The 12,503-nt window shown below is 34.2% G+C and carries 11 protein-coding genes; all 11 read right to left on the bottom strand.

Annotated features, from left to right (window positions below; translation table 11 throughout):
• Positions 1–675: 675 nt before the first annotated feature.
• The 11 genes from EJF25_RS03065 to EJF25_RS03115 all read right to left on the bottom strand — a co-directional run bounded on the left by EJF25_RS03065 (position 676) and on the right by EJF25_RS03115 (position 12,497).
• Positions 676–993 carry a hypothetical protein gene (locus EJF25_RS03065; RefSeq protein ID WP_148098081.1) on the bottom strand — a complete coding sequence of 106 codons (318 nt, stop codon included), beginning with the start codon at positions 991–993 and terminating at the stop codon, positions 676–678.
• Between the two features lie 123 nt (positions 994–1,116).
• The gene (locus tag EJF25_RS03070) at positions 1,117–2,181 is read right to left on the bottom strand and encodes a M42 family metallopeptidase (protein WP_125039996.1); all 1,065 of its coding nucleotides are present in this window, start codon (positions 2,179–2,181) and stop codon (positions 1,117–1,119) included.
• 10 nt (positions 2,182–2,191) lie between these two features.
• Positions 2,192–3,580, bottom strand: coding sequence for a radical SAM/SPASM domain-containing protein (locus tag EJF25_RS03075; protein WP_125039997.1), 1,389 nt, complete (start codon positions 3,578–3,580; stop codon positions 2,192–2,194).
• Positions 3,573–5,288, bottom strand: coding sequence for a YcaO-like family protein (locus tag EJF25_RS03080; protein ID WP_125039998.1), 1,716 nt, complete (start codon positions 5,286–5,288; stop codon positions 3,573–3,575). The genes EJF25_RS03075 and EJF25_RS03080 overlap by 8 nt, the downstream gene beginning before the upstream one ends.
• Positions 5,269–6,621 carry a radical SAM/SPASM domain-containing protein gene (locus tag EJF25_RS03085; protein WP_125039999.1) on the bottom strand — a complete coding sequence of 451 codons (1,353 nt, stop codon included), beginning with the start codon at positions 6,619–6,621 and terminating at the stop codon, positions 5,269–5,271. Before EJF25_RS03085 ends, EJF25_RS03080 begins: the two co-directional genes overlap by 20 nt.
• Positions 6,599–7,969 (bottom strand): B12-binding domain-containing radical SAM protein, encoded by a 1,371-nt coding sequence (locus EJF25_RS03090; RefSeq protein ID WP_125040000.1) that lies wholly within the window; start codon positions 7,967–7,969, stop codon positions 6,599–6,601. Before EJF25_RS03090 ends, EJF25_RS03085 begins: the two co-directional genes overlap by 23 nt.
• Positions 7,966–9,111, bottom strand: coding sequence for a radical SAM/SPASM domain-containing protein (locus tag EJF25_RS03095; RefSeq protein WP_125040001.1), 1,146 nt, complete (start codon positions 9,109–9,111; stop codon positions 7,966–7,968). Before EJF25_RS03095 ends, EJF25_RS03090 begins: the two co-directional genes overlap by 4 nt.
• A 193-nt stretch (positions 9,112–9,304) precedes the next feature.
• Positions 9,305–9,619, bottom strand: a complete 315-nt coding sequence (locus EJF25_RS03100) for a hypothetical protein (protein ID WP_125040002.1) — start codon at positions 9,617–9,619, stop codon at positions 9,305–9,307.
• A 472-nt stretch (positions 9,620–10,091) separates the two neighbouring features.
• Complete coding sequence (locus EJF25_RS03105; protein WP_125040003.1) at positions 10,092–11,660, bottom strand: SEL1-like repeat protein; 1,569 nt, start codon at positions 11,658–11,660, stop codon at positions 10,092–10,094.
• On the bottom strand, positions 11,657–12,157 hold the full coding sequence (locus tag EJF25_RS03110; RefSeq protein ID WP_125040004.1) for a hypothetical protein: 501 nt from the start codon (positions 12,155–12,157) through the stop codon (positions 11,657–11,659). Before EJF25_RS03110 ends, EJF25_RS03105 begins: the two co-directional genes overlap by 4 nt.
• Position 12,158: 1 nt before the next feature.
• Positions 12,159–12,497 (bottom strand): hypothetical protein, encoded by a 339-nt coding sequence (locus tag EJF25_RS03115; protein WP_125040005.1) that lies wholly within the window; start codon positions 12,495–12,497, stop codon positions 12,159–12,161.
• Between the last annotated feature and the right edge of the window lie 6 nt (positions 12,498–12,503).

Genomic DNA, 12,503 nt, shown 5'->3' on the forward strand with positions numbered 1-12,503 from the left:
TTATTGTTCATTATCTGATTCCATTGGATGTGTAAATTAAACTGTGTCAGCAAGGAATAAAATATTAACTTTGCTGATACAGTTTAATTTACATTCTCTAAATCTTTTCATCTAACTCCACATGAGTTTCTATACAAATTTCATTATCAGCATGAGGGTTAGCAATACTTATGTTTAGAACAACCATAAAAATTAAGACCAATCCATTGTTGCGTTTTTTCTCGAATGCTATAGTGTATCATCAGTCCTTGAACAACTCTCCATAACAATCTGTAATCGTTAATCCTGATTCCCAGATATACTCGTCATTACTATGCATTAAATTAATTACACCATAATACGCATTTTCAGCAATCTCTCTTAGATCAGATAATATCACATTTTGATTAATGGACTTACCAAGAACCAACCGATAATAGTAAAAAGCTTCTTTGTTCATTTGGAATTATGAACAGTAATCTGCGTATTTAAGATATTCATGTAGTTTTTCCTTTTCATCCGATATATATTCTATATCGGCTAAAAACTCCCAACTAACATCTTCAAATACATCAGAGGTTAGCCATAGCTCTCCATTAGAATTACATTGAGCTATTTTTTGTTGTTTAGACATTTTGCAAATTAAACGGTTAAGTTTATCAAGTACTCTTGTAGCTGAAAAGAACGGATATAAAATTACTGTTTGTACTTTATCCGGTATTCGTATTTTACACCAGAGGATGCAAAATGCCCCAATATCTCCTTAAATAATGCAATAGCTTCTGAAGGAGCTGATTGACAAAATGGTTGAACACCATACTTTTTTGCAATATAAGCAGGAAGTTGAGTTAAAGAAATATTTACTTCTTTTGTTAATATGTATGCTTCTTGTTTATCAACCACAACATTCTTTATATGTGATTCTAATGGATGGTCATAATTCACAATCTCATATTCTAACATCAAATCACCTTCTTCATTAAAACCGATAATCACTGTTGCCACTATTGGCAAATCTGAATCCGTTTCAATGGATAATTGAATTTAAACAGTTTTTATTATGTTACATATTGTTTATAAACATCAGAATAGGCATAAGTTCTTTATCTATTTGTAATAAGCGAATAGAGCTTCACTTTAAAATTCCCTCTGCAAACAAAAGTATGTAATAAGTTGAATTGCCGCACCCACATCACGCATATCACACACTTCCACTGGGGTATGCATATATCGGCAAGGTATTCCTAACGATATAGTACGCACACCTTCCCTAACTAGTTGCAAACGAGAAATGTTTGTTCCTCCAGTAGCATGTGGCTTTGCAGACATTTGATAAATAATTCCATTTTTTTTTGCAATTTTTTCCATTTGTCTGCTTAATTCAATATCACTATCCACATTGAGAGGAATAACAACCCCACGTCCTAATTCTATTTTCCCATATTTATTTGACGAACAGTCTGGTACATCTGTAGCAAAATCAAGATCAATGGTGATGGCGATGTCTGGTTTGATTTTATAACCTGCAATGACAACTCCACGGCTACCCACTTCTTCTTGTACCGTAGCTACACTTGTAACTGAATTAAATATTGGCTTTACTTTTGACAAAGCCTCCATTACTTTTACGAGAATAAAAACTCCAAGTTTATTATCCAATGACTTTCCAGAAATTCTGTTTTTACTAAGCCATTGCCAATTAGGCTTTATAGCTACAATATCACCGACAGAAACTCTTGACTTAACCTCCTCTATATCAAGTCCTGTATCTACCCATAATTGATTAAGTTCTAAGGTACGTTTCCTATCATCTGTTGTCATTAGATGGATCGGTTTCTTGCCTATCACTCCACAAATACGTTCTCCACTACGTGTAAGTATTACAATTTGAGAGCCAGGAATACATTGCTCGTCAATTCCTCCGTTACGTCGTAAATACAAAAATCCTGATTCACCTATGTGCAATACCTGAAACCCTATTTCATCAGCGTGAGCTTCAATCATGATGTTCTTTCCATTTTCCAATCCTGGAATAGTAGCGTAAGCATTCCCCATAATATCGAGAAAACTCGTATCCACAGAAGACGTTACATTTTTAAGAAACCATGTGCATACCTCTTTTTCAAAGCCTGAAACCCCTAATGACTGCGATAAGGAATCCAACAGCTTCATATCACACTCATCTATTTTGTCAAAATTCATATAAAACACTTTAATGTAATTCGTTGTATTTTTCGATGACACACTCTCTTAATATTTCAGCCATTTCGCAGAAACGATTACAGATGTCGAATAAATTTCCATTCTCATTGAAATTATACACGACACACATATCACAAAAATTAAGTTTGTCACATACTTGACATTTTGCAAAATCCTTTATGCCTATTTTACGAAGCTTATCAGCAGCATTACTGTCCCAAACTTCGGATAATGTCGCAGAATTGATGTTACCCAACTTCAGAGCATTCCATCCTGGACAAGGGTAAATGGAACCATCAGAATCTATACAGAGCGAAGCAGAAAGGATGTTGCACATAGTTCTTCTTCGTGCATACTTTTTCGATAATGCTTCTTCTAAAGTTCTGGATATGGAAATTGCGTTAACGTATGCAGGATTTGTTTCTAAACGAAACTTCACAGCATCTTTTACCAGATTCAAATCTATTCTTGTTGTTAAATTATCACTGCAACCATCACATCCTGCCATCATCATAAAATCAAAATATATGTCCAATTGCATTTCATCAGCATAACGACGTAAATCTTGTACTGTAGGGAAATTAACATCCATAACAGGACATGAAATCATAGCGGGGATATTATTCTGTACCAAAAGTTCAAGATTATGCTTTGTTTTAGCAAATGAACCTTTCCGTTGAGTAATTGATTCGTGTATATGCGCATCTGTAGAGTATAATGATACTTGTACATTAAAGACCTCCAATTCCTTTATTCTTTGAATATCCCTTTCCGTAAGAGATAGCAAGTTACTTTGGAGCAATATCATTAAATTTAATCTCTTACATTCTTCAATAACATCAAAAAAATAGGGATACAACAATATCTCTCCTCCAGAGAAGACAACTTTCAATCCTTCCATCTCTCTATATTGGCGAAGAATATCAATCGCCTGCTCTTTTGTGAGAGCTTTGGATGTGTCTTTTTTTGCATTAGGCAGATAACAATGGATACAACGCTCATTACAGGCATCTGTCAACTCTATCTGTAAATTGCGCAGATAAGGTTTCTCATTTGGGGTAGCTATTCCGATTTCTGGGAAATCTTCAAAGCGACGTTCTATTTCTCGTTTATTTGCATAAGAGAAACGACGTTCCATTGATATAGGCACATCTTCGATATCTATAATCCATGCCTCATGCAATTGCTGTATAATTTTAACAACTTCCTGAAAATCAGATTCATCTTTGTGCAAATATTCAATATTGTAAGTTAAACCATGATTAACGACAGAAAGCCATTTGAACTTATCGGTCGGTAATTTGGCGTGCAGGTGGCTGACTTGATTCTCCAAATAGAAATAGTCAGAATATTTCCGCACATATGTATACGGATTCAATCGGAAGTTTATATTATTCATAAGAACTGAATATTTTATTTAATGAATCCTGTTTAGGCATATTATTTTTCATTGTTTCTTGGCATATTTTTTCAATATCTTTCAATAATGAATATCGGCAACCGATAGCCAAAGGACATCGGTTACAGTTGAAACATGTCGGAGTATCAATTGCTAGCAATGCTTTCTCAGGAAAAGAAAGAAACGAACGAGCTATCAAATAATCATGTGATTTGGTATCTTCTGCAGATAATCTGCCTTGCAGAATATCAAGCATTCGTACATAATAAGAACGCATCGGACGTTGCTGCGAACGACAATATTCCGCATAACCTTCCAAGCATTGGATGGCTTCTTCTTTATGTCCCAATTTAACATGAAGGAACATCAGCAACAAATGACGATTTACGATGTTCTTCGGATTTAAGTTCCGAGGAAATAGTTCAATCGCTTCTTTGTCTAAAAGGCTAAGATATTTGATAGTCTCAAAGCATTCCATATCATTTAAGGTTGAAAATCTGAATAAAGGATTTATTTGATTTTCAGTTAACTGCATATGATAAACACGCCTATTCAAATTACAAAATGTGTGATCGATCTCTGAAAGACCCGGTACAACAATATGAAGCGTTGGAAATCCAAGAAAAGAGTTATCACGAATGTAGATATTGTACCCTTTTGCAATAATCCATTGACAGATATTATGCAAATCTTCTCGAAAATTTCTTCCAATCGGAATCGTAGTATGACCGGAATATAAATATGTAGGTGATGAGGTAAAGAACTTTTCATGTTGCCTGCCTCGTCCGTACATCAAACTTCGTTTGAATTCGTTGAATACATCAAGTCGTTCACAATCGTTCACATCATTTTCAAAAGTCAATGTTTCAGCTGTATAACCTTGAAATATTTCCGTATAACAACGTTCCAACGCGATTTGGGGGTAAAGATCCGCTCCTAAATGTAAAATATATTTTGTTTTATCGCTATTAAACAAGAGAAGTCCAATAACAGGAAAGCCTTCTCCCAAAGAATAGTCCTTGATATAATATTCCATGCAATATTTGTCGCGAAGTTCGTTAAGTCGTTGTATAACATCAGAACCTTCAAATACATGAAGTGGAACATCTGGTGGAACTATTTTTCTGCGATACATTTCTTGTATGCAATATCGCTCAAAAATTTCACAAAAGCCTTGTATAAGTGCTTCCTCATGAATATTACCCGCACACATACCATTTGATCCATTTATCCAACGAATAAGTGAATATGGTACGTCCTCTACTTTTCCATTATTAACATGATAAAAGGGGACGGAAACACCTTCTACTATTTCGGCCTCTAATCCATCAGAAGACAATACACGTGGCATAAATTTTTTTATCTTCTCCAATGCTTCCTCATGATTCAGTCTGTAAGGCTTCTCATCGGGAAAAAAACGGCAATGTTCATGAATACAGGCTGGATTAGGATAAATAATTACCCTATTTTGAAACCGTTCCATGAACTCTGCATAACCACTCGCAAGAGCATAGTTCATATCCATGCCCTTGCCATTTGTTCCAATTGACGAATCTTCATCATATGACAAAAAAATACGACAAGAACAAAATTTAGAGCCATCTCCAAGCTGCATCTCTTTAACTGGAAGACCGTTTTTAGCTATAATATTTTTAATTCGCTTGACAGTTCTCAGGGGAACATCTGCTTTATATGGTTTTATTATCATAAATTTCAGCTACTAATGATTTAATTTGTTTCCGATAATTGGCTTTCCAATCTGGGCAGCCAGACAGAGTTCCATGTTGTTTATCTGTGAATAATGCATTATGAGGACATCCACCATTACACAGAGGAACCAGAACACACTTTTTACAAATATCATTCTTAAGAGGAGACCATTTATTCCACGATTCATACCATTCAGGTTTGACCTGTGGAATATCTCCTTGTTCTCTAATATTTCCGGTTATCCATCGGATATCACCAACAGTATCCAAACATTTGTAAATTTCCCCATCTACTCCAATGACAATATCACCTTGTCTTAAACATCCACCAGATGGTGCAGCGTGTGGAAATTTGTATTTCCATAAGCCTAAATTGTGGGCATATTGAATAAGATCCCATTCGACCTCTGTAAATTCAGCTTCTGAATAAAGGTTTCCAGAAATGTCGTGGGGTGTAAAGTTATAATCTATTGTTCTACAAAATGACAACCCTACACGTTTATTTAATTTACTATTAGCAATGCGATCGAGTAATGCTGGAATATGAGAAACGTTTTGTTTATCAATTGTCATACGTACGGTAACTGACGCACCCATTTCTACAAGAATTTCAAGGTTATGCCATAAAATGGAAAAATATGCCTTTCGTGACAATAAAGGGCGACGCTGTTCTTGAATATCATCCAAACCATCTACTGTAATAATATATCTCTTTACATTTAAAGAATATATCAACTCTTTACATCGTTGCTGATTTAATGCAACTCCATTTGTAGTAATGTCCGCTAAATATTGAATGTTATTTTCATTACAGAAAAGCATCAAGGCGATAGACATTTCTTTGAGCCTGTTATAAGCAAGTAGCGGTTCTCCACCAAACCATGTTACACGAAGTTTTTTGCATGCTCCAATCCGTTTTTTTAGAAATAGAAGAATATCATTCATTACAGATGGGGTAAGAGTACTTGTATTCTTTTTTCCTTCAAAACAATAAACACATCTCATCTGGCAATTTAGCGTCAGAAGTATCGTTAAATCTATATATGACAAATCCTCCTTGTCTTTTGAATAACGCACTTCCCATTCTTTTTTTTCCTCTTTTTTAGACTCCACCAAAATGCCTAATTTAAATAGAATATTCAAAAGTGGCTCATCCAGTTCCTTAATTTCTGAGGTCTCCATCAATACAGCATTGCGTGAAAAGGTATTGAAAATGACTAATCTGTTTTCACCAACATCAATATTATCATTCCATACAGACCACTTCAAGTTATCAGCATCAGTTAACTGTAAATCGAAAGGGCTTACATTATTTTCCAATAATAGTTTCATGTGCGTTGATGTATTTTTTTAAGTTCCGCAAATAATTATACCAATACCCGAAACGTTCTTGCGACATATTTCCGAATAATAAAGGTAAATTCAACATACCCAGCTTTGTCCAATCGTGAATATTTTTAATGTATGGTTCTATGATTGAAATATTTTTATCATAATCGATAGAGCCTGGGACAGGAGAGAATATATTAATCGCAAGAGATGTCGGCTTGGTTTCAAGAATGAGCTGTGCAGTCAACTCCAAATCCTCTTCCGTTTCATCAAAATAATTTACGATATAACTTGAGTAAAATGGAATACCTATTTTATGGCACAACAAAGCAGTTTGGCGACATTGTTCCACTGTTATCCGTTTATTCATTTTATCAAGTATATGCTGGCTACCGGATTTAAACCCAAAAAACAATTTAATACAGCCAGCCTGTTTCAATAATCTTAAAAAGTTCTCATCAACTTGATTTACACGTAAATTCGCCCACCATTTATATGGAGTCCCCAGTTTTATCAATTTAATACAGACTTCACTCCATATATCACGAAAATTACCGATAGAACTATCCTGCACGATGAATGTGTCAACACCACACTGATGTGAAACCCATTTCATCTTATTTATGAAGTATTCAGAAGAGTGGCATCTCGCATATAAAAAACAATTATGAGCACAAAAATTGCATCTATACATACACCCTCTTCCGAAAGTTATGGGCATTACCTTATGTATGTCTGTATTAGAAATCTGATGAGAAGGCTGCGTATAAAATTCTTTATCAACAAGATTCCAATCAGGAAAAGGAAGTTCATCAAGATTGGATATAACATCAGCTTTTTCCATAGATAGCTTTCCTAGGAAGAAAACTCCTTTGATCTTTTCCATACGTACTCCACTCAACAACTGTAAAAGCGGTATTTCTCCTTCTCCAATAATCACTGCATCAAATGGAATATATGAAAGAGTGTTTTCTGGCAGTAGAGTTGGGTGCACTCCTCCAGCTATCATTAGAGGACGTTCCAACTTTTTTTTCTGGAACCGCCCCGTTATATACTTAAATATATGGCTTGCATATTGAAACCGAGCTGTAAAAAAGGAAAAACCAATAACTTCAGGATTGAATGATTGGCATATAGACCACAAATCGTTTAATGTTTGATTATCATCTCCTTTGTTACATCGTAACATTCGCTGCATATCTGCAATCTTTACCAATATGCCATGCGCTTTTAGATATGTAGCCAACCCTACAACTCCTTCAGGAGCTCTTTCTGGCTCATCCGTAAAATTACAATCTGTATTTCCGATGTAAAATTCAGACCAAGGAATTATGAATAGCATCCGTTTCATGTATGAACGTTTAATATTTTATTAATAATCAATTTTTTCTCTTCAACGGATTTCCCCTTTAGAATATATAGTTCTCCACCTTTAGATTCTATCCATTTCAACACATGTTCCCAATAAATTATATTGCTTTTACATCTATATGGATATCCAAGCATAAATCGTTCTCGAAAGCATCCTCCATTACAAATCGGCATGAATCTACACTGATAACATTTTTCTGGAATGGGAGCTATTGCGGCTATTTTTTCCCGCGCATTGGATTTTATAAAATCTTCTGGAGACTGTGTAAGAAAATTGCCTATTACAGATTCTGGTACATCAAATTCAGCACACGAAAAAATATCACCACCAGGACTGAATGCCATATATCTTTTGTAGCAGTTTGCTTCTCGAAGACAGAGAGAAGGTACACCCAATAGCAAATCAGCAATCAATTTTACAATATCAGTATTGTTTGCTGGTTCATAATCGTTTGCCCACCTGTCAAAGAAACTAATCATAGCCTCAGCATATTCTTCATCGCTTATATACATAGGTGATAACAATGTATCTGAATAGTTGATTGGAAAAACACGCGAAAGACGAACATTCATTTTTCTTTTTTTGTAAAAGTCATAAATGTCGTCAATTCTGTTTAGATTATCCTTTGTAAGGAGATTAATAGCTCCACATCTTATACCGGAAGCTAAAGCATTGTCTATATTTTCTACAGCAATGTCTGTAGAATCTTTTCCAGAAGGAAATGTACGATATTTGCTAAATAAATCAATGCTGACACCAACAAAACCATTAAAATAATTTTTTATTAGATTATATGTATTCGATTTGAGTAAGGTTGCATTAGTCTGAGTTCCATGAGTTACCTTAATTCCATGCTTTGAAAACAATCCATTGGCATACTCTATAAAGTTCGGCAATTTATTAGCAAATAAAAAAGGTTCACCGCCATGCCAACAAATCGTAAGGCTTTTGGCGCCTACAATAGAAGCATATTTGCATACGAACTGAATTCCATGTAAAATCTCGTCGTCTGACATCTCACTTCCTTGGGCATGATTATCACGCCCATAGCAGTATTGACACGCCAGATTACATTTCAGCGTGACTTTAAACGTAACATATATATTCTTAAATATTGACATAACGATAAACCTATTAAATTTTAATCAAGCGGAGCTGGATGACCTTCGTTGCAATGATCACACCATTCTGCCTGAGCTTCGCTTGCATCGAGACGAACTTCGAGTTCAGCGAGAAGTACTTCATTCTGTACCATAGTGGTATAAAATTATTATTATTCCTACTCTATTCGGGCTTTTCGGATTCCGCCGTTATTTATCCATTGTAATGTTTTAGTATAAAATAACTATTCCTTTTTAGTTCTCTTTCCTGATATGACTTCAATTTAATATCCTTTGTGGGAATACCAAAGTCGTCTTCGTCAAAGAAAACTCCTGTAGCTCCATCATTTAAAGTAACACGAAACCGCTTATACAACTTCTCATCTTTCTCCAAAAGTAGTCCATCTCCACAGTAAGCATCTTTCATTTTGTTCCATATACCATCTGACCACTTCTCTGCTTGATACAAATAGTCTGTTTCCGATGCCCAAAGTGAAACTAACCGAAATAATTCAGAAATAATTCCCATAATAGATTATATGACAGTTAGGTCGTTTTTTTAAGATTATCAATTGCACTATATTATATAAACAGTATGCTAAATAAAATGGCGTTGCAAAAAAACCAACAAGCATAGATATACATAACTTGATTAAAAAGAACCCAAATATTGCTTCTATAGAAAACCAAATAAAAATGTATGGACAAAATCTATTAATAAATTTCCAACCCGCATAAGAGCACATTAACATATAAGCCCCCATTTGTTTATCCGGTCCTAAAATATCAAGATTATAGCCAATTATATAGAGAGAAAAGCATATTACCAATGATTTTGAATGTTCTCTTAATTTTACGTATATTCGTTTATGATTACATTCTGGACATATGGGGATTTTGTACCGATGTGCGCATCTCCAGCCCAGCCCCTTATGACAATCCACACATTGAGCAACCACTTGTTCCAAATGATGGTAAAAACATTTCATTTTACTTGCTATTTAAAGGAAATCAACTATTGAGATTTGATACTTGGTATGTGGATTGTCACAATATCCATCCCGTATTAATTGCTGAAAACATCCACTCTTTTTGATGTTTTTCGCACTCTGAACTTTGCTTATTTGCTTCAGTATTTTTTTATGATGTCTATTAGGGTTAAAGGTATTAAAGTTTATTTTTATTCTTCGGATTGTCTCAATATCCCAAATTCTTTGACTTTTTAATAATCTGATTGTTTCTTTAGCTCCTTTACGATCTAAATGTTTATAACAAGCCATGGATATTAATCTTGCATCCAAATCTACTATTTCATATTTATTTGCATAAAATGACATAAACATTTTTACATCAAACCAATCACATTTCTTGTTACAAAGGTATTTTACATATTCTTTTGCGTATTTTAAGCCGTCATTATAGTGGCTATATGCAGATTCGTTACCGTTTATGGCTGCACAAAGCATCAATGCTTTTTTAGATTTTGATTGCGTTTGAATCATAGCAAGTTGATACTGTGCCACATGATTACCCAATGAAGCCGCTTTATATAAATACATGTGACTTTTGTCAACGTTTTTATTAACATAATCACCATTGGCATACATCAATGCCAGCTCATATAATATTCCGCTATCATCAGAGACATAATCAGTGTCGTCATTAATTAAATCAAGATTTTGAAGTCCCAATACAATTTTATGCTTTTGGCAATACACTTTGGAATAAAGAGATCCCTTATTAGCTTGATTTAGCAGGTAATATAACTTTTGAGCTTTTTCGGTATTATATTTTGTATTAGGGTATTTTGAATTTAAAAGTTTGGCAGAACTTTGGTTACCATTTGCTGCTGCAAAAGCCAAAAGTCTTTTACGACGATTCGTTTCACTATCAGGAAGAGATAGTGCTAAATTATAAAATGCTACCAACGAACCGCATGAAGCTGCTTTCTCATAAAAAAATGAAGAAACACTCTTATTGTTTTCAAAATATAAGTTTCCATATTTTACGAATAAATATTGTTTGTCGGAAACAGTTTTTTTGTCAAAGCTTTCAGGATTCTCGTAATAATCAAGTATTTCTTCCAAATCCTTTTTACTACTGTGCAGAGGATATTCTTTTATAAAAGCTCGTATTTTATCTATATCATTTAATTTTAACAGGTTACTTATGACATTATTGATTCTAACTTTTTCTCTTGCCAAATACTCTTCTTTTGCTATATGATTTTGACACAATGACATTCGTTTTTTGGAATATGAATCCGTTGAATTTAAAGCAATAATTGAAGAATATAGTCGTAGTGCAGCTTTATAGTTTGATTGGATATAACACCTTTCCGCTTCATCTAAATATTTCCAACATTTACTTGATTTTTCTTTTTCTAAATTAAGCAAGTTCTTCTCTTCGGAATTCTTAGCAAGAGCTATTGCACCATTATATAACCCCACAGCATCTTTATAATTCCCTTTTCTAAATTCAGAACGGGCTATTTCTACATTATTATTTTGGGCATTAATAGGTATTACCCCAAATATTAAGATTATATATAAAATTGCTGTTCTTATCATCTTTTTCTGTATTTAATCTGATTCTTTTGCTTATTAAGAGTATTTTGAAATTGATTTAGCTTGGCTTGTTCGTATTTTAATTCTTCAAGTCTGTCCAATTTTTTCTGAGCTTCATCTGTTTCAACAGCTTTATAATATCCCTTTCTAATGGCGATGGTATTAGCCCCCTCTATCCCGGAATACTTATCCCCAATAATGGCAACAACTTCCTGAACAAGTCGCGCGATTTCTGCTTCTTTTATAGTATTTGCATTATTTATAAGACTATTAATTTCAGCTTGAGAAGATCCAAATGATTTTATTTCTAATGCTTCGCTATATGAAGCGATAGCCTGTTCATAGTCACCGCTACTTAAACAGGAATTACCAGCATCAACGTAATTATTAAATCTATATGTTACATATCCATAATATCCCCCGCCAATTAAACACAGAATAAGCAGGAAAATAAATATTTTACCTGCCGAACTTAATTCTCCCAATCTCATTGTTCCCATATTATCCTATATGTTTTAATATACTTTGCAAATAAGACAGTCCTCCTTTACTTACACAATTTGATGCTGTAGAAATAGCTTGTGCATATGACACATTAGATGCCACGGCAAATTTATGTCGCCCACCATTACATGATAGATGAGCCTTTAAAAGAGGTGTTGATTTTCCACATTTAGAACAAATCACATTGGCCTTTTCATCCAAACACAAAATGCCATTGCAAGGTTTAAACATCCAACTGGTAAGACCACCATCAGAGCCATGTCTCCAATATTCTTTTGCTATACTATATCCTTCAGCTACACATAAAGGACATGCCATATATATTTCTATTCTCATAGTTAT

The sequence above is a fragment of the Bacteroides faecalis genome, assembly GCF_003865075.1.
In the GTDB taxonomy this organism is placed as follows: Bacteria; Bacteroidota; Bacteroidia; order Bacteroidales; family Bacteroidaceae; genus Bacteroides; species Bacteroides faecalis.

Bases quoted from the DNA above. Each gene is read 5' to 3' on its own strand.
- EJF25_RS03075 (WP_125039997.1), bottom strand. From the start codon at position 3,580: ATGAATAATATAAACTTCCGATTGAATCCGTATACATATGTGCGGAAA.
- EJF25_RS03070 (WP_125039996.1), bottom strand. From the start codon at position 2,181: ATGAATTTTGACAAAATAGATGAGTGTGATATGAAGCTGTTGGATTCC.
- EJF25_RS03090 (WP_125040000.1), bottom strand. From the start codon at position 7,969: ATGAAACGGATGCTATTCATAATTCCTTGGTCTGAATTTTACATCGGA.
- EJF25_RS03095 (WP_125040001.1), bottom strand. From the start codon at position 9,111: ATGTCAATATTTAAGAATATATATGTTACGTTTAAAGTCACGCTGAAA.
- EJF25_RS03115 (WP_125040005.1), bottom strand. From the start codon at position 12,497: ATGAGAATAGAAATATATATGGCATGTCCTTTATGTGTAGCTGAAGGA.
- EJF25_RS03110 (WP_125040004.1), bottom strand. From the start codon at position 12,157: ATGGGAACAATGAGATTGGGAGAATTAAGTTCGGCAGGTAAAATATTT.
- EJF25_RS03080 (WP_125039998.1), bottom strand. From the start codon at position 5,288: ATGATAATAAAACCATATAAAGCAGATGTTCCCCTGAGAACTGTCAAG.
- EJF25_RS03105 (WP_125040003.1), bottom strand. From the start codon at position 11,660: ATGATAAGAACAGCAATTTTATATATAATCTTAATATTTGGGGTAATA.
- EJF25_RS03085 (WP_125039999.1), bottom strand. From the start codon at position 6,621: ATGAAACTATTATTGGAAAATAATGTAAGCCCTTTCGATTTACAGTTA.
- EJF25_RS03100 (WP_125040002.1), bottom strand. From the start codon at position 9,619: ATGGGAATTATTTCTGAATTATTTCGGTTAGTTTCACTTTGGGCATCG.